This window comes from Priestia sp. HNGD-A6, from assembly GCF_045784335.1.
In the GTDB taxonomy this organism is placed as follows: Bacteria; Bacillota; Bacilli; order Bacillales; family Bacillaceae_H; genus Priestia; species Priestia zanthoxyli.
Genome location: NZ_CP138621.1, coordinates 5,094,581 through 5,111,822 on the forward strand (window position 1 = coordinate 5,094,581; position 17,242 = coordinate 5,111,822).

Genomic DNA, 17,242 nt, shown 5'->3' on the forward strand with positions numbered 1-17,242 from the left:
AGGAGAAGGAGTGGCAAAAAAGTGGTATATAGTCAAGCAGTAAGAAAACCTGAGTTTCAACAAGCAGAATCGGAAGGGTTAAATGAAGCCATTCACGAGTACATAACTCGTCGTACACGTCACAATGCACCGGTTGTGGATGCGCTTCGATATATTATGACCATTGAACATAAACATGAACGTATGCAGGTAGCAGCAGAACTGTTCGGAACAGCTATCCAGCGTGTAAAAGATCAAGATATTATTCAATATCTAAAAAAGTGCGGAAGTTACAAAAGAATTTCTGATACGACGGAATAAAACCGTTTTCTTTGAAAAAGCGCCTTGAATGGAAAGGGGCTTTTTTTGTTTCCTCCATTTAAAAGCAAGGGGAAATACATAGAATTCTTCCAGTTTGCGCATAGTAAATAAAGCAGAATTAATTGAGGAAGAGACAGAGTTTTGTATCTGATTACGTGAATGAACGTTAAAGTAGAATACAATCTTCACTTGTACAGATGCCGACTTTTGAATAAATAGAGCTCTATGTATCCCTAGCAGGAGGTTTAGTGTATGAGTCAAGAAATACCCTTAAGTTCAAGTGAAATTGCTACTCTTTGGATGACCTATCAGCAAAAGACAATGGTCCGAAGAATCTTAGAATATTTTATTGCACACGCAGAAGATGACCGAGCAAAAGAAATTATGCAAGATACGCATATGCAAGTGGTGAACTACATTGAAGATATCAAAAAAATTTTACAGAATGAAGGGGCAGCCATACCGGTAGGATACACAGAAAAAGACGTAAATGTCTGTGTTCCTAAGCTTTATGATAAGATGTTTGATATTATGTTTCTTCGCCTTTTAAAAGAAATTAGCATGGGGCTACATACGCTTCATTTAACCATGTCCTACAGAAAAGACATGATTTCACTATATAAAGAGCTTACCGCTTTCACGCAAAGTGGCTATGACAAATGTGTAGATTATCTTCAGGAAAAAAACGTGCTTCCAAGACCTCCAGCTGTTTCAGTACCTAAAACAGTGAAGTTTGCCGAAGGCACAGATTACATGAATGGAATCCATTTGTTTTCGAGTAAACGTGCATTAAATACTGTAGAGGTAGCACATATTTATTATGCAATTGAAAGCAACGTTCTTGGCATGCAAATGATTACAGGGTTTGCTCAAGTAGCAAATGAACCTGAAGTGAAGAAGTATTTTGTAAAAGGAAAAGAGCTGGCTAAGAAAGTTGTAAGTGATTATAGCAAAATTCTTCTGGAGAGTGATATTCAGACGCCTGCGACGTGGGGTGCGAAAGCGACAGAATCAAAAGTAGCACCTTTTTCAGATAAACTGATGATGTACTGCGTGAGTTTATTCTGCAGTTTCGGGCTGGGGAGCAACGCTTTAGGCACCGCGTTTAGTTTGCGTGGAGATCTTCCTTTTACACTTGTCAGTACGGCCAAAGACATTTTAACATACGGGCAAGACGGGGGAAAAATCATGGCCAAAAACGGATGGCTTGAGGAACCGCCAAGTATGGAAGACCGAAATGATTTGATTAAATAGAAAGATCATAATACATCAAGAAAACTTCTTTTTTTAAAGAAGTTTTTTCTTTTGGATAAAAATGTCGTTATTTGTTCATTTAACGGTTTGTTGTTTGAATAAAAAGGATATATAAACTATAAATTTACAATTATATGATAAAAAAGGAGGGTTTTTCAGATGAAATGGTACATAAAGGTGTTAAAAAATTATGGGGTATTTTCTGGTCGAGCAAGCCGAACTGAATACTGGATGTTTGTGTTAGTTAACTTTGTTATTTCATTTATTCTGTCTTTCATACAATTCGTTATTGATAAGCCTCTTTTTCTGCCTGTAATCTACTCGTTATTGATTGCAGTCCCTTCGTTAGCGGTAGGAGCAAGAAGGCTCCACGATACGGGAAAAAGCGGATGGTGGCAGCTCATTACATTGGTTCCACTCATTGGAGGTATTTGGCTAATTGTTTTATTCTGCCAGCCTAGCGATCCAAAAGAGAATCGTTTTGGTACAACGGCCAAAGCAGCATAAATAGAACTCCCCCTTATATAAGGGGGAGTTTTTTAGTGCATAGGTTCTACTATAGTTCCATCATAAGCAGATTGGTAAATGGCTCGTATGTCTTTTTCATGAAGAGGCAAAGGACTGCGAGCGAGAATTCGTTTTTGCTGGACGCCATCTTCTGTCAGCTTTTGAAGGGCACTTTCTGGAATATCAAATCGGCGAAGAGTCTGAGGAATTCCGACGTCTTTGATAAGTGACTGCAGGTGTTTTACACACTGGTAAGAAGCTTCTTCTGTTGATAAAGAGGTAGCGTTTCCACCTAGTGCTTCAAAAATATCCCGCATTTTTGTCACGCAGCTGCTGCGGATATAGCCCATAACGTATGGAAGCAGTACGGCGTTTGATTCACCGTGAGAAATATGAAACTGTCCACCTAACGGGTATGCAAGTGCATGAACCCCAGCAACACCGGCGTTAAAAAAAGCAAGACCTGCTAAATAGCTTCCGTAGCTCATCTGAGTTCGCGCTTCTTTATCTTTGCCATCTTCTACAGCTGCTCTTAAAGAAGAGCTGATCATGCGTATAGCCTTTAGGGCTAAGGCGTCTGTTGCTGGATTTGCATTTACTGATATATAAGCTTCAACGGCATGAGTTAATGCATCAACCCCTGTAGCCGCCGTTACTTTAGGAGGCACGCTCAGCGTAAGCTCGGGATCTACAATCGCGGCGTCCGTAAGCAAGTAGTCGTGGGTCACAACGTCTTTTGTGCTTTCAAGAGACAGCACAGAAATATTCGTTACTTCTGAGCCCGTGCCGGAAGTTGTGGGAATTAAAATTTTAGGAAGACCTTTTTTTGAAATTTGTTTTCTACCAGTTAAGTTCAAGTATTCTTCTACAGCTCCGTCGTGAACGGCTAAAACGGCCGCAAGTTTTGCTAAATCTAATGCGCTGCCGCCGCCAACTCCAATGACTAAATCAAATTTTCGGCTTTTTGCGTAAGATACGAGTTTTTCACCAAGCGCTAAGGGCGGCTCTGGTGCCGTATCTGCATATACATCTACTTCGTATCCATTTTGGATAAGAGGAGCACTCACTTTATCTACAAGTCCAATGTCTTTTAACACGGGATCTGTGACGATTAAAATATGAGCAGGGTCATATTTTTTTACTTCCGGAAGCAGTTGCTGAAGTGATCCCCATCCTGTGTAGCTGAGAGGGGTGAAAACTAGTTTTGAAATGGTCATTTGTTTGCCCTCCGATTTATAGAAAATTTTTTTATATCAAGCAGCTGCTTGATTTCATTCGTAATAACCTTCAGTAGATTTGCGGAACTGCTGAAATTGATTTGCATCGTGACCAAACCAAACTTGCGAATTAGTTTCATAGGCTAGACGGCGTATACGTTCAACCGTGTTTGCATATCCAAGAGAGTCGTAGATAATACCGGGTGGTTTAACAGGAGGACCATAGCTCTCAGCTGTATAGATTGTATCGGATGCTAAGATAATGCCACCTGTTTCAGGCAAATGAACATGAAGACCAAGCATACCCCAAGCATGTCCGCTTCCAAAATTCAAGACATTAATTCCTTCTGCCAGTTTGATGGTATCTTCGTTTCGTTTAATCGTTTTCCAACGAAGGTCATTTTTTATCCAGGCGTCAATGTCAGCCCAAATGTAAGCACCTTCTTTTTGATTGCGTGCATAAGACTGAAGAGTGCCGTTTAACTCATCTTCATGAACGATAACAGTGGCGTTAGTGAACAATTCTAAGCAGCCGGCATGATCAAGATGAAGGTGGGAGGCAACAACAAATTTAATTTCTTTAGGGTCAACCCCTAATTGTTCTAATCGATTTGGTAAATAACATTCTTCTGTAGCGGAGTAAGGAAACATTTGTTGAGTTGCTTCAGTCCAACGCCCTTGTGGTCCCATTGATTCAGGGTTGCAGGCTGTATCAAACAGAATTTTCCCTTCAGGATGATCAATTAATACAGTATAAATTGGAAACTCTACAAATTCCGTAGGTGCATGAGGGTTCTTAACAGTTGCTGGGTTATGCATTGCAAGCATCCAGTTTTTATCCATTTGCATCGAGCCGTTGTCCATCACATAAAGCTTTGGGTTAGGTTTGATAATATTACACATATAATAGCCTCCTAAACGTAGTTGAATTTTTGTTTGCGTTTTCAAAATCACTTTATACTACATTTACCCTATATGCTGGAGAGAATAATCCTTTTTAAAATGGATAGACTCTTTCCTATTCTTTCAACATACTAGACTGCAATTTTTATGCCAGTATTTGAAAAGTAAATATTAGCGCAGTTTTCCTTGGTTCTTATAACCAAGTGCGGAAAAAATTCACCGCTTTTAGAAGGAAAAAGGCTATTGTGCATTGAATGGTTAGTGGTGAAAATTTTCACCATATGTTGGCAGAAATTCACCATAAGAAAGGAATGCGAAACAATGACTTCTTTTAAAGGGAAAAAAGATTTGACGAACGAAACGTTACAGGCCATCATTGAATTCTCTACGGACGGAATATATGTAGTAAATAAAAAGGGAATAACGATATATGTAAATGAAGCTTATGAAAAAATCACAGGAACAAATAAACGAGACGTATTAGGAAAGCATATGCAAACCGTTATCGATGAAGGATATATTGATCAATCTGTTTCCCTACTTGTGTTAGTAGAAAAACAGCAGCGCTCTATTATGCAAACCATTTCAAGCGAAAGAGATGTTATGGTAACAGGAAATCCAGTGTTTAACAAACAAGGTGAAATAGAGCTCGTTGTGACCACTGTACAGGATATTACACAGTTAAACGCAGTTAAAAAAGAGCTTTTAAAGGTACAAGAGTTTTCGCATATGAATGCAAATAAATACGCTGTAAAAGTGAATGGGTCGGAACAGCCCCTAGTGTTTCAAAGCAATAGGATGAACTTGGTTTATCAGCAAGCCAAACAAGTAGCTCCGTTTCCTACAAGTATTCTTCTATCAGGTCCCTCAGGATCCGGAAAAGAAGTAGTCGCTAACCTTATTCACGATTCAAGCGATAGAAACAATCAGCCATTTATTAAAGTGAACTGCGGAGCCATTCCTGAGCCGTTGCTAGAATCGGAGTTGTTCGGCTATGAAAAGGGAGCTTTTACTGGCGCTCGAACAGAAGGGAAAATAGGACTGTTAGAACTCGCTGATGGCGGAACCTTGATGCTTGATGAAATTGGTGAAATGCCGATTTCCTTGCAAGTGAAACTGCTTCGAGTGTTACAGGAAAAGCAGGTACAGAAAATTGGAGGAACTAAAACAAAAAGTATCGATATACGAATCATTTCGGCAACAAATCAACATCTAGGAGAGCTTATTAAAAAGGGGAGGTTTCGTGAAGATTTATACTACCGTTTAAAGGTAGTCGAAATCAGCCTTCCGCCTCTATCTCAACGTAAAGAGGATATCAGTTTACTGGTTGATCATTATGTTTCCTACTTTTGCAGCTTGTATTACGTCCAAAAGCGCATATCAAATAAAGCGAAGCAAGTATTAGAAGCTTACCAATGGCCAGGAAATGTAAGAGAGCTTCGAAATATGGTGGAGAATATGATTGTGTCTATTCCTGGAGAAACAATTGAAGCCCATCATTTACCTTTTCATACTTATTATGAAGATGAAAAATGTGATTATTTACCTCTAAAAAAGAAAGTGGAGCAGTTTGAACAGCGACTCGTTAAAGAGACTATTCAACATTGTCCATCACTCCGGCAGGCAGCGAAAGAATTAGGTATCGATCATTCTACTTTAATAAAGAAACTAAAAAGATGGGAATGTAAAGAAAGAGAGGAGCAGGCTTGAGATACGTAACAAAAGAATTAGCCCAGAAAATTGTGTGTAGAACAATGGAGATTATTGATTGCAACATTAACGTGATGAACGAAAAAGGAGTCATTATTGGTTCTGGTGACAAAAAGCGAATGGACCAAATCCACGAAGGAGCGCTAATGGTATTAAAAAGCGGCAGTTCCTACGAAATTACTCAGCAGCAGGCTGACACGCTGCGTGGAGCCAAACCGGGCGTGAATTTGCCTATTTTCTTTAACGGGGACATTGTTGGAGTCGTGGGATTAACAGGACTGCCAGAACAGATTCGTAATTACGGAAAGCTCGTGCGCATGGCGGCTGAAATGATTTTTCAAGAAATGATTTTAATAGAGGAAATTCAGTGGGATGAACGATTAAAAGAAGAGGTGGTTCATCAGCTTCTTCAACAAGAAGAGCCGCTGGATTCCTTATTTTTTGAACGAGCGAATCGGTTTAATATTAACTTATACCTTCCAAGAATGGCACTAATTATTAAAGCTGAAAATCGCCATGAAGTTATGAAGGTTGTAAAGAAATACATAGCTAATAATGATCTATACGCTATGCTTCCAGACGGAGTGGTTCTATTAAAATCTATAGAAGCCGGCAGCGCTAGCAGCTATGCTGAACAGCTGGAAAAGCAGCTTCGTGCGTCTGATTGCCTTTATAAATTATCTGCAGGATCTGTTCAAGCTGATTTTAAAGGCCTTCATAGATCGTATCAGCAGGCAAAAGATACGCTTTCGGTTGGTTCAAAGCTTCATCCAGAAACTGATTTCTACTGCTATTCGGATTATCAAATTCCCGTACTGTTACGTCAACGCGCCGGTTTTCAAGAAAATCATGATCTGTTGCAATACTATGAAAAACTTAAGGAATATGATAAGAAAAAAGAGCTTATCGAAACGTTAACGATCTACATAGAAGAAAATGGCGAAGGAAGCACGGCAGCTAAAAAGCTTTTTATTCATCGAAATACGCTAAGCTACCGTTTAGATAAAATTCAAGATATCACGGGAAAAGATCCAAGGAAAGTAAAAGACCTTCTCGAACTGTATGTAGCGCTACTGCTATCTAAAATTTCATAATTGTGCACGTGCATAAAAGATCTTGTGATAGCAAGGTCTTTTTTTGTTGAAATGACTAATGAAAGAATTAAAGGTAGCGCTTACAATTAGCATTGGGGATAGAGGAAACAAGAAAGGGGATGCTTTATGGACGTTCAAGTAAGCGCATTAGGCGCGATTTGTGCATTAGTAATTGCCATTATATTAATTCTAAAGAAAGTGGCTCCTGCATACGGAATGATAGCCGGAGCTTTAATAGGAGGACTGATAGGCGGAGTTAATATTGCTGATACCGTTACTTTAATGATTGAAGGAGCGCAAGGCATCATTCCTGCAGTGCTGCGGATTCTTGCAGCTGGGGTATTAGCCGGCGTATTAATAGAATCAGGTGCTGCAGCGGTTATAGCAGAAACCATTGTAAAAAAACTCGGGGAAACAAAAGCACTTTTAGCGCTAGCGCTAGCCACACTTATTCTTACGACAGTAGGCGTGTTTGTTGATGTTGCTGTGATCACAGTAGCCCCTATTGCTTTAGCTATTGCGAAACGTACGGGTATGTCAAAGCCTGCTATTTTACTAGCAATGATCGGAGGAGGAAAGGCAGGGAATTTAATGTCTCCTAATCCTAACGCCATTGCTGCTTCAGATGCATTTAATATTCCGCTTACATCCGTAATGGCCGCAGGGATTATTCCCGCTATATTCGGCGTAGCAGCTACTTATGTAGTAGCCAAACGATTAGTGAAAAAAGGAACAATGGTTCGAGCTGAAGAAATAGATACAGTGGATGCAAGCAGCTTGCCGCTGTTTTTAACAGCCATCATAGCGCCAATCGTTACCATCGTCCTGCTGGCGCTGCGTCCGCTTTTTGATATTAATGTTGATCCGATGGTTGCTCTTCCCGCAGGAGGGATTGTTGGTGCCATTGTGATGAAAAAAGGAAAACAGCTTAATACATACGCTATTTCAGGGTTAGGGAAAATGTCAGGTGTAGCCATTATGTTGCTTGGAACGGGGACATTGGCAGGAATCATTGCTAACTCTCAGTTAAAAGACGTGATTATTCAAGGCTTGTCTGCCATTGGATTGCCAGCTTATGTTTTAGCTCCGGTTTCAGGTATTTTTATGTCAGCCGCAACCGCTTCGACAACGGCAGGAACAGCAGTTGCAAGCCAAGTTTTTGGATCGACGATTTTAGAGCTAGGCGTTTCTGCTTTAGCCGGAGCTGCTATGGTTCATGCTGGAGCAACCGTACTTGATCACCTCCCCCACGGAAGCTTTTTCCACGCAACGGGCGGAAGTGTAAATATGAAAATAAAAGAACGTTTAAAATTAATCCCTTATGAATCGCTGATTGGACTCATTATGGCAATTGTATCCACGCTTATATTTGGTGTATTAAAGCTATACGGGTAAAAACAAAAAGGAGTGTTTCTATGAAAATTGTGATTGCACCGGATTCATTTAAAGAAAGCTTAACGGCTCTGCATGTTTGTGAAGCGGTTGAAAAAGGAATAAAAGCTCATTTTCCAGACGCGGAGATTAGTAAAGTACCTATGGCAGACGGAGGAGAAGGAACTGTTCAGTCGCTTGTAGACGCAACGGGTGGAGAGATTATACAAGCGCGAGTAACCGGACCATTAGGTAAAGAGGTGGAAGCTTTTTACGGAATTCTTGGAGACGGCAACACGGCTGTTATTGAAATGGCAGCCGCTTCAGGCCTTCATCATGTTCCTGTCGATAAACGAAACCCGCTTATCACAACAACGCGAGGAACGGGCGAGCTCATTCTTAAAGCGTTAGATTATAAAGTAAAGCATATCATCATTGGCATCGGAGGAAGTGCTACAAATGATGGAGGAGCCGGTATGGCAAAAGCTTTAGGGGCAAAGCTTCTTGATGCTAACGGAGCAGAAATAAAAGAAGGAGGAGGCAGTTTAGATCAGTTAGCCTCTATCGATCTGACAAACTTGGATTCTCGGCTTGCTGAAGTCAAAGTAGAAGTGGCGTGCGACGTAGACAATCCGTTAACGGGTGAAACCGGAGCATCCGCTGTGTTTGGTCCTCAAAAAGGTGCAACTCCTGATATGGTTAAACAGCTTGACCGTAATTTAGCTCATTACGCAGCGATTGTTGGAAAAGAAATGGGTATTCATATTCAAAGTATTCCTGGTGCCGGAGCGGCAGGAGGACTAGGAGGCGGCCTGCTGGCATTTTTATCTGCGGAGTTAAAGCCAGGTGTAGACATCGTCATTAAAGCAACTCAGCTAGAAAGCTATATTAAAAATGCCGATCTTGTAATTACCGGTGAAGGAAAAATAGATGGACAAACCATTTACGGAAAAACACCCATTGGCGTAGCCAAAACAGCAAAAAAGCATAGCGTTCCGGTGATAGCGATAGCAGGGAGCATTGGAGCAGGAAGCGAAGCTGTGTATGAACATGGTATTTCGGCTTTATTTAGCGTCGTGCCCGAAGCGGTCGATCTGTCAGAAGCGCTGGAAAAAGCGGGTGAAAACATTGAACGAACGGCTAAAAACGTAGCGTCAGTTATACGCTTAGGCATCAAGTGAAGGAGTTACAGTTTTTATTGTTCTTTTTTAATAAATAGTAAAAGGTCTCTTCCATAAGAAGAGGCCTTTTTTTCGTTTAGTGCTGAAGTAAGCTGCTATCATTCTTTTAAATTTTATATAGGAAATAGAACTAAATGTTTTCTGAAGCGTCATAGTAAGTAAGCAGTCACAAAGAGTCACTAGGGTTGGCATCTGCTTGTTAATTGCTACTTACGGAAAGGAGAAGTAAACGTGCAAAAAAAGTTTAGGTTCTTGAGGATTCTACGAAACGTGATAGTAGCTATATTGGGGATATGCATCATATGGAGTGTAACGAATCAAGTAATGACGGCAGTGGAAAAGAAAAAGTACCCGCCTATTGGTCAATTAGTAGAGGTTAATGGCAGAGATATTCATGTATATACAAAAGGTAAAGGGGAAAATACGATTGTACTACTAACCGGCCTAGGAACGACTGCGCCTGCACTGGATTTTGAACCTTTAGTAAATGAACTGTCGAAGGATAATAAAGTTGTGGTAGTAGAACCATTTGGATACGGATGGAGTGATACTACGAATAAAAAACGTACGGTAGAAAATAGTGTAAGCGAAATGAGAGAAGCTTTGCAAAAATCGAATATAAAGGGTCCGTATATATTAATGCCGCATTCAGTTTCTGGCGTGTACAGCATGTATTACGCTAATAAATATCCAGATGAAGTAAAAGCAATTATTGGAATAGACCCTACGTTGCCAAAAGCGCTGGATTATTTTAAAGAAGAAGGGCCGAATATACCAAGTTTGATGAGTGTTTTAGCGCCAAGTGGAGTTGCTCGCTTAGCCCTGCTTACTAGTCCTAATCAGTATCTACCGCTAGCCGAAGAAGGAACGTATACAGCAAAAAATTTAAAAATGACAAAAGCAATCTCCAGCTGGAAAGGCTACAACAAAAACGTCATTGATGAAGCAAAAGAACTGAACAACAATATAAATAAAACTCTCGATATGTCGTTTCCTTCAAAAATGCCCGTAATGATTTTTACTAGAAAAATAGATAAAGAAGCAAAAGAAGGAAAATCAAATATTACGTTTTATCAAAACCAATTAAGTCACGTATCGTCGCAAAAGCTAGTTGTTTTACAAGGGCATCACTATTTACACTGGACGAAGTACAGAGAAATGAGCAAATATGTGAATGATTTTATAGATACATCTATTAATTCAAGTACAAAGAAATAAAGGTTTTAAGAAAAAGGAGTCCGAACCAGGGGTCTCCTTTTTTATGACGCTGCAAATAAAAGATTGCAGCCGCCATTAAGGGGTAGGATGAACTCTTTGTTTTTTACAAACGTAAATCATTTGAGTGCTTTGGTTGGTCAAAGCGCTCTTTTTCCAATCTCCATAGACGCTCGTAATCATAAATCCGCTACGTGTTAAAAGATGTTCCATTTCTTTCGGGAACGTGTAGCGTAAATCTATTTTCGATGTTATTTCTTTTATGATTTTTTCGTGATCTCTTATCTTTCTAGTTGTGAGGTTATACTGAATTTGTTTGATGGCATCATAGTGGCTGCTTATGTAGACGTCTGTTGTATATCGAGTGTCAGGATCTTGGTAGCTTTTCCAATATTCTTCTGCTTCTGTTGATGTTAGCTCTTCTATAGAAGGAAAACGTATTCCAACAATAAAGGTTCCACCTTCGTTCAAATGCGTATGAACGCCGCTTAAAAAAACATGCTGCTCCTCATTTGTTAGAAAATGCTGAAATGAATTTCCTACGATATAAATAAAGTCGCTTTTTACTTTTAAGTCGAGTTTAGTACAGTCTTGTTCCACCCATTTAACAGATAGCTTCAAAGCCTCGGCTTTCTTCTGCGCTTCTTGCAGCATAGGTGGATGAATATCTACTCCAATCAGGGAATGTCCCGCTTGTGCTAATGGAATAGTTGCGCGCCCTGTACCACAGGCTAAGTCAAGGATCATTCCGCGTTTGTTAGCTGCTTCTGTTAGTAAAAAAGCAACGTCTTCTGTATACTGCTCATTTTCATCATCGTATAAAATAGGGTTATTATATTCTTCTAAATTTGTTAACATAAAAGCGGACCTCCGTGTAGGCGTATTTTTACATAATTATAGCAAAAAAAGAGCTGAAACTAGTTTCAGCTCTTTCTTTTTACAGCCCAATCCTCCACAATTTCCGTAAATTCACTTAAGTATTCTTCAAATATTCGTTTTCGATGTCCGTTTGCTCCGGATGGATGAGGAAAGCCAAATAAATACGTATGCCTAGAAAACGAAGGTTCACGCGAAAGTTTTCTTAAAACATTTTCAACTGCTTTTCCTAGCGGAATGATTAAGCATGGATTCTTTATTTCGTTCAATTCCTGTGGAAACACTTCAAAAGCATAGTGTGAAAGAAGCGCTGATCGTTCAATTGGCGGCTGATGGCCCGTATAGTTTTTTCCTTTATAAAACACGGGATATTTCAGTACAGAAGTTGTATGCAGTAAATCTCGCTGTGAAGCAAATAACTCAGCGGCACTGTCCATACCGATCGCTTTTTGAACGCCGCACCTGTCTAACATGTCTATTAAATTGACTCTCATCGTTCCGCTAAAGCTAGCGGATTTTTTTGTTTCGTACAGTATTTGTTCAAGCGGATGATGATGGGACAGGCTGGAAACGCATTGTTTAAAAGCGGTTTTCATTTGAAACCAGCCCGGTGTGATGCCCGCAATGACAATATGAGCGTCTGGATTTATGTAGTCGTTATGAGGTGAGTAGTACATGCTTAATCCATTTTCTTGTCCTATTAAAAAGTCTTTTTGCAACAGCTGTACTTTCGTGAAATTCATATTATGCAATTGTTTAATGGCAGGCAGACATTGTTGAAAATAAGAATATTGGCTAATCATATGCTCTCTCTTTCCTTATCAGTATTTCTCCTTTTATTTTCCCCAACAAACCGTTTTATATCAAATATGAACAAATTCTTATAAAAATTGTTATTTACTAAAAGTTTACTCGAGTTTTAGTGCAGTGTGATAAAAATAAAGTAGTAATAGCAGTGATTTTGTCATTTTAACGGCGGAACTAGCAAAAGAAATGAAGAATTTTGGAGGATATTTTAATAAATTTACTGAAATTTTAAAATTATTTATTGAAAGCGTTTTATTAATATGCTATTCTTCCAATATAAGAGATAAATATTTAGTAAAAATAGAAGATTATAATAGAGAGGTAAAAAGATGGCAACTTTAAAAGATATAGCGGCGTACGCTAATGTTTCCAGTTCAACCGTATCCAGAGTACTAAATAATGATCATACGCTTTCTGTATCTGAGGTTACTCGTGAGCGCATTCTTCATGCAGCCAAGGAGCTGCAATATACGCCTGTGAAGATACGAAAAGGAACGGCAAACGGAAAAGACATAGAAGCTCCAAGGATAGGTATTATTTTTGCTCAATCCCTTGAAGAAGAGTTAGTAGACCCTTTTTTCTCTTCTATTCGCCATGGAATAGAGAGTGAATGCGCAGAAAAAGAAATTTTTACAGTAAAGTCATTTAGACTAAAAGGCATGAAGCAAGAAGAGCTGCTGCAGGATCTTGATGGAGTAATTGTAGTGGGAAGAGTTAGTCCAGAAACGGTTCAAGAAGTGAGCAATCATTTAGATACTATTGTTTTTATCAATCACAAAGCGGATGAGGATTTGTACGATTCGGTCATGATTGATTTTGAGAAAGCTACTAAACATGCATTAAATCATTTATTTGACCTCGGTTATAAAAGAATTGGCTATATCGGAGGAACAGAAAGGGAACACTATATAAATGGAAGTTCTATTATTGAAGATCAGCGTCAAACAGTTTTTGAAAGCGTTATGCACGAAAAGGGGCTGCTTGATTCTGAGAAAGTTTATATAGGAGAGTACTCAATGACTGAAGGGTATGAGCTGATGGTACAAGCGATTAAGCAAGGAAATCTTCCTCAGGCATTTTTTATCGCAAGTGATGCAATGGCGATAGGGGCGATGCGTGCCCTGCAGCAATCAAATATAAAGGTTCCTGAAGACGTAGCGATTGTAAGCTTTGATGATGTGGATGTCGCAGCATTTGCGAGCACGCCGCTCACCACGGTTAAAGTATATACCGAAGAAATGGGAAGGCAGGCTGTTAAAATGCTAGTGGATCGGCTAAGCGGCAGGTCTATTCCTTTAAAAGTCATGGTGCCGACTAAATTAATTTACCGTGAAAGCTGTGGAGCTTTACTCAAGAAGCAGTAACCTAAAAGCTATAACTCGAAAGGGGGTGATAAAAAAGCAGAATTCATACATAAAGAGTGATAAGGGGGAAGAAAAATAGAAAAAATCATAAAAAAGGCAGGTTAAAAAGCCCTAGAAACTACATACTTATTGGCAGATAAGTATGTAAATGAAAAAGCTTTTTCATCTCTAGGACTCTTTGAACCTTTGTAAAGGTATAGGACTAAATTATAAGTGACTTTATTTCGTTGTGCAATGAATTTGTCTATGATTAAAATACTGAATATTCAGTTATTTATAACTTGATAGAGTATAAGGAGGAAAGAAGATAAATGAAAAAGCTTACGTATCTTTTCGTTCTATTACTAGTCTTTTCTGTTGTGGCAGCGGGCTGCGGAAATAAAGAAGCATCAACAGGCGGAAATGGGAAAACAACGTTAACGCTTTTTTCTACGATGAGTAATAAAGGCGAGAGAAAAGCGCTTCAAAACGCAATTGCAGAATTTGAAAAACAAAATCCAGATATTAAAATTGATGCGAATTTTCCGGGTAACGGCTATGAAGATATGCTTCGTGTGAAAATGGGTGCAAATGATATGCCTGATTTATTTGATACGCACGGCTGGTCTCAGCTTCGCTACGGTGAGTATGTAGCAGATTTAAAAGATATGAATTGGGTTCAGCATTTGGATCCGGCGCTAAATCAAATTTTAAAAGATAAAAGCGGCAAAGTGTATGCGTATCCTTTAAATCAAGCAAAAGACGGAATTAGCTATAATGCGACGCTGTTAGAAAAATACGGAATAAAGCCTCCTAACACGATGGATGAATTTATAACAGCGTTAGAAACAGTAAAAAAGAAAAGCAAAGGAGAAGTAGCTCCTTTATGGATCCCAGGAGGGGAAAATGGGAATATTGCTCAAGTGTTTGATCAGCTGGCTACACCTCAGCTTATTACAGCAAAAAATAAGAACTATGCTAAGCAGTTGGAAAAAGGGACATTCAATTGGTCAAACTATACGCCGCTAGCGGAAACAATGGCAGAAATGAAGAAAAAAGGGCTGCTGAATGAAGATGTATTAACCGCAAAAGTATCTCAAGCAACGGAATTAATGGCTCAAAATAAAATTGCTTTTACATTTGTGGGCGGATCTCTTGGACCGGATGCAACTGAATTAAATCCTGAAGTAAAAGTAGGAACGGTACCGGTGCCTGCTATTCATAAAGGAGGCACGCAAAGCTGGATTGGCGGAGAGCGCTTTACCCTTGCTGCGTGGAAGGATTCTAAGCACCTTAAAGAAGCTAAGAAATTTATTGAATTTGTGTCACAGCCGGAAGTTGCCAAAAAGATTGCCGAAGGAACGTCTTCAGCATCGGCTCTGACAAACAATAAAACCCAAAACTACTACTCTGAATACTACGATAAGTATAGCGATATTAAAGTTGAGCCATACTTCGACCGAAAGTATTTACCGAGCGGTATGTGGGCAGTGATGTCTTCTACAGGTCAAGAATTGTTAGCGGGAAGTTTAACGCCAAAGCAATTATCAAAAGAGATGGAAAAAGAGTACAAGCGTCTCAGTAAACAATAAAATAGTGTGCAAAAGTTCCTTGTTCGCTAAGAAGCAGGGAGATAGGCTTCTGCTTCTTTTCAACACAAGCTGAAATAGGAGTGAACACGATGAATGAAATAGTCAGGAAAGAGTCGGTTTCCGTAGTAAGAGATACGGAAAAACGAAAGAAAAAATTAAAAACAGAGTCTTCTTTATGGTGGATGTACCTTCCCGGCTTAGTAATTATCACCGTTTTTATTATCTATCCTTTTATTAACGGAATTAGACTTTCCTTTACTAATTGGAATGGATTTTCACAAATATACGATTGGATTGGGCTCCAGCAGTATAAACGTTTGCTTGCAGACCCAACGACTTGGCTTGTGATAAAAAATACGCTGCTCTACGGAATAGGCAGCACTATTTTTCAAAATATTATTGGCTTGTTATACGCTTTACTTCTGAATCAAAGCATTAAAATGAAAGCTGTAACAAGAACAATTGTCTACCTTCCGGTTATTATCAGCCCAATTATTATGGGGTATATTTGGTACTTCTTTTTTGCCTACCAAGGAGGCGCTTTAAATGACCTTCTTGTATTTTTAGGCTTTGAGAAGATTAATGCTTTGGGGACTCCGGAGCTTAACTCTTGGATTATTGTGTTCGTCAATACGTATCAATTCGTTGGAATTGCGATGATTATTTATTTAGCGGGGCTGCAAAGTATTTCAAAAGATTATTACGAGGCGGCACAGCTTGACGGAGCATCGGCTCTTCAACAGTTTAAAAACATCACGCTTCCACTGCTCATGCCTTCGATTACAATTAACGTCGTTTTAAATATTATCGGAGGTTTAAAACTGTTTGACGTCATTGTTGCGCTGACAGGAGGAGGACCTGGAGATGCATCGCAGTCAATGTCTACTTTTATGTATGATTTATATTTTAGAAGACAGGACGCCGGCTATGCTGCAACTCAAGGTGTGTGCATGGCGCTCATTATCTTAGTCATTAGCTTATCAGCACTTGTGTACTTTAAGCGAAAGGAGACAGAAGCGTGATGGACTATACAAATAAACGGAAAAAACGGTTTTTTACCTTTCTAGCGCTTTGTATAACGCTCGTTCATATTGTCCCTTTTTATATTCTAGTTACGACTTCTTTAAAGGCAACCGGGGATTTTAGTTCAAAATGGGTATTTCCAAAAAGTATACACCTTGAAAATTTCACAGCGGCTTGGGAGCAAGCCAACTTAGGAAATTCTTTTGTTAATACATTTATCATTACGTTCGTTTCGGCGATTCTGCTTATTTTTTTAGGATCAATGGCTGCGTATCCTTTAGCGCGACGCCAAACGAAACTAAATAAGTACGTCTATTTTATCTTTATCGCCGTGATGGTAATACCGCCTTTAACAGCGCTAGTTCCGCTGTACAAAATGGTTGTGAATATGGGGATGATGAACACGTATCAAATTGCTATTTTAAATAATGTCGCAGCATTTTTGCCGCTAACGATCTTTTTATATGCGAGCTTCATTCGCTCCACTATTTCTAAAGAGCTCGAGGAAGCAGCAAGAATCGACGGGGCCGGCACGTTAACGATTTTCTTTAAAATCGTATTTCCACTGCTAAAGCCTGTCACTGCGTCTATTTTAATTATTGCAAGCGTCTATATTTGGAACGACTATCAGTTTGCGATTTTCTTCCTTCAAGATAAGGAAATGCATACATTAACCGTTACGCTAGCAAGCTTTTTTGCCGAAAATCAAAATAATCTTAGCTTAGTAGGAGCAGCTGCGATTATTGTGATGCTTCCAATGACCATTTTATTTTTAGTGCTACAAAAATACTTTATTGCAGGGCTTTCATCAGGATCTGTAAAAGGATAAAACCAATACGAGGAAGGAAG

Annotated in this window: 16 protein-coding genes; 12 read left to right on the forward strand and 4 right to left on the reverse strand. The window is 39.3% G+C overall.

All coding sequences use genetic code 11. From position 1 onward, the window contains the following. Positions 1-21 precede the first annotated feature (21 nt). From SCI76_RS26490 to SCI76_RS26500, 3 genes are all read left to right on the forward strand, one after another. Positions 22-300 (forward strand): hypothetical protein, encoded by a 279-nt coding sequence (locus SCI76_RS26490; RefSeq protein ID WP_028412968.1) that lies wholly within the window; start codon positions 22-24, stop codon positions 298-300. Between the two features lie 252 nt (positions 301-552). Next, on the forward strand, positions 553-1,554 hold the full coding sequence (locus tag SCI76_RS26495) for a DUF3231 family protein (RefSeq protein WP_063247792.1): 1,002 nt from the start codon (positions 553-555) through the stop codon (positions 1,552-1,554). A gap of 159 nt (positions 1,555-1,713) precedes the next feature. Then, positions 1,714-2,061, forward strand: coding sequence for a DUF805 domain-containing protein (locus SCI76_RS26500; protein ID WP_063247793.1), 348 nt, complete (start codon positions 1,714-1,716; stop codon positions 2,059-2,061). 32 nt (positions 2,062-2,093) lie between these two features. Here SCI76_RS26500 and SCI76_RS26505 read toward each other — a convergent pair whose 3' ends face one another. Together SCI76_RS26505 and SCI76_RS26510 are read right to left on the reverse strand one after the other, a co-directional pair. Further along, positions 2,094-3,278: an iron-containing alcohol dehydrogenase gene (locus SCI76_RS26505; RefSeq protein ID WP_063247794.1), complete on the reverse strand. Its 1,185-nt coding sequence runs from the start codon at positions 3,276-3,278 to the stop codon at positions 2,094-2,096. Between the two features lie 54 nt (positions 3,279-3,332). After that, a complete protein-coding gene (locus SCI76_RS26510) occupies positions 3,333-4,181 on the reverse strand; it encodes an N-acyl homoserine lactonase family protein (protein ID WP_034268775.1) in 849 nt (282 codons plus the stop codon). Positions 4,182-4,502: 321 nt separating this feature from the next. On the opposite strand from SCI76_RS26510, the gene SCI76_RS26515 reads away from it, so the two are divergent. The 5 genes from SCI76_RS26515 to SCI76_RS26535 all read left to right on the forward strand — a co-directional run bounded on the left by SCI76_RS26515 (position 4,503) and on the right by SCI76_RS26535 (position 10,755). Continuing rightward, positions 4,503-5,891 (forward strand): sigma-54-dependent Fis family transcriptional regulator, encoded by a 1,389-nt coding sequence (locus SCI76_RS26515; RefSeq protein ID WP_221832983.1) that lies wholly within the window; start codon positions 4,503-4,505, stop codon positions 5,889-5,891. Further along, positions 5,888-6,985, forward strand: a complete 1,098-nt coding sequence (locus tag SCI76_RS26520) for a sugar diacid recognition domain-containing protein (RefSeq protein WP_063247797.1) — start codon at positions 5,888-5,890, stop codon at positions 6,983-6,985. Before SCI76_RS26515 ends, SCI76_RS26520 begins: the two co-directional genes overlap by 4 nt. A 126-nt stretch (positions 6,986-7,111) precedes the next feature. Further along, complete coding sequence (locus SCI76_RS26525; RefSeq protein ID WP_048019111.1) at positions 7,112-8,380, forward strand: GntP family permease; 1,269 nt, start codon at positions 7,112-7,114, stop codon at positions 8,378-8,380. A 20-nt stretch (positions 8,381-8,400) separates the two neighbouring features. Continuing rightward, a complete protein-coding gene (locus tag SCI76_RS26530; RefSeq protein ID WP_407544807.1) occupies positions 8,401-9,537 on the forward strand; it encodes a glycerate kinase in 1,137 nt (378 codons plus the stop codon). A gap of 324 nt (positions 9,538-9,861) precedes the next feature. Then, a complete protein-coding gene (locus tag SCI76_RS26535; RefSeq protein ID WP_407545249.1) occupies positions 9,862-10,755 on the forward strand; it encodes an alpha/beta fold hydrolase in 894 nt (297 codons plus the stop codon). A 75-nt stretch (positions 10,756-10,830) separates the two neighbouring features. On the opposite strand, the gene SCI76_RS26540 is transcribed toward SCI76_RS26535, so the two are convergent. Both SCI76_RS26540 and SCI76_RS26545 read right to left on the reverse strand, forming a co-directional pair. Continuing rightward, complete coding sequence (locus tag SCI76_RS26540; protein ID WP_063247801.1) at positions 10,831-11,610, reverse strand: class I SAM-dependent methyltransferase; 780 nt, start codon at positions 11,608-11,610, stop codon at positions 10,831-10,833. 65 nt (positions 11,611-11,675) lie between these two features. Beyond that, entirely contained in the window at positions 11,676-12,431 is a 756-nt protein-coding gene (locus tag SCI76_RS26545) for a hypothetical protein (protein ID WP_221832973.1), read from the reverse strand. Between the two features lie 333 nt (positions 12,432-12,764). Here SCI76_RS26545 and SCI76_RS26550 point away from each other — a divergent pair, with 333 nt between their 5' ends. From SCI76_RS26550 to SCI76_RS26565, 4 genes are all read left to right on the forward strand, one after another. Continuing rightward, positions 12,765-13,799, forward strand: coding sequence for a LacI family DNA-binding transcriptional regulator (locus tag SCI76_RS26550; RefSeq protein WP_407544809.1), 1,035 nt, complete (start codon positions 12,765-12,767; stop codon positions 13,797-13,799). Between the two features lie 311 nt (positions 13,800-14,110). After that, complete coding sequence (locus SCI76_RS26555) at positions 14,111-15,370, forward strand: ABC transporter substrate-binding protein (protein WP_407544811.1); 1,260 nt, start codon at positions 14,111-14,113, stop codon at positions 15,368-15,370. An 89-nt stretch (positions 15,371-15,459) separates the two neighbouring features. After that, positions 15,460-16,392 carry a carbohydrate ABC transporter permease gene (locus tag SCI76_RS26560; protein ID WP_063247805.1) on the forward strand — a complete coding sequence of 311 codons (933 nt, stop codon included), beginning with the start codon at positions 15,460-15,462 and terminating at the stop codon, positions 16,390-16,392. Continuing rightward, entirely contained in the window at positions 16,392-17,222 is an 831-nt protein-coding gene (locus SCI76_RS26565) for a carbohydrate ABC transporter permease (protein ID WP_243494771.1), read from the forward strand. Before SCI76_RS26560 ends, SCI76_RS26565 begins: the two co-directional genes overlap by 1 nt. Positions 17,223-17,242 lie beyond the last annotated feature (20 nt).

Coding starts and splice junctions, on each gene's coding strand:
- SCI76_RS26495 (WP_063247792.1), top strand. CDS start 553: ATGAGTCAAGAAATACCCTTAAGTTCAAGTGAAATTGCTACTCTTTGG.
- SCI76_RS26500 (WP_063247793.1), top strand. CDS start 1,714: ATGAAATGGTACATAAAGGTGTTAAAAAATTATGGGGTATTTTCTGGT.
- SCI76_RS26505 (WP_063247794.1), bottom strand. CDS start 3,278: ATGACCATTTCAAAACTAGTTTTCACCCCTCTCAGCTACACAGGATGG.
- SCI76_RS26510 (WP_034268775.1), bottom strand. CDS start 4,181: ATGTGTAATATTATCAAACCTAACCCAAAGCTTTATGTGATGGACAAC.
- SCI76_RS26515 (WP_221832983.1), top strand. CDS start 4,503: ATGACTTCTTTTAAAGGGAAAAAAGATTTGACGAACGAAACGTTACAG.
- SCI76_RS26525 (WP_048019111.1), top strand. CDS start 7,112: ATGGACGTTCAAGTAAGCGCATTAGGCGCGATTTGTGCATTAGTAATT.
- SCI76_RS26530 (WP_407544807.1), top strand. CDS start 8,401: ATGAAAATTGTGATTGCACCGGATTCATTTAAAGAAAGCTTAACGGCT.
- SCI76_RS26535 (WP_407545249.1), top strand. CDS start 9,862: ATGACGGCAGTGGAAAAGAAAAAGTACCCGCCTATTGGTCAATTAGTA.
- SCI76_RS26540 (WP_063247801.1), bottom strand. CDS start 11,610: ATGTTAACAAATTTAGAAGAATATAATAACCCTATTTTATACGATGAT.
- SCI76_RS26545 (WP_221832973.1), bottom strand. CDS start 12,431: ATGATTAGCCAATATTCTTATTTTCAACAATGTCTGCCTGCCATTAAA.
- SCI76_RS26550 (WP_407544809.1), top strand. CDS start 12,765: ATGGCAACTTTAAAAGATATAGCGGCGTACGCTAATGTTTCCAGTTCA.
- SCI76_RS26555 (WP_407544811.1), top strand. CDS start 14,111: ATGAAAAAGCTTACGTATCTTTTCGTTCTATTACTAGTCTTTTCTGTT.
- SCI76_RS26560 (WP_063247805.1), top strand. CDS start 15,460: ATGAATGAAATAGTCAGGAAAGAGTCGGTTTCCGTAGTAAGAGATACG.
- SCI76_RS26565 (WP_243494771.1), top strand. CDS start 16,392: ATGGACTATACAAATAAACGGAAAAAACGGTTTTTTACCTTTCTAGCG.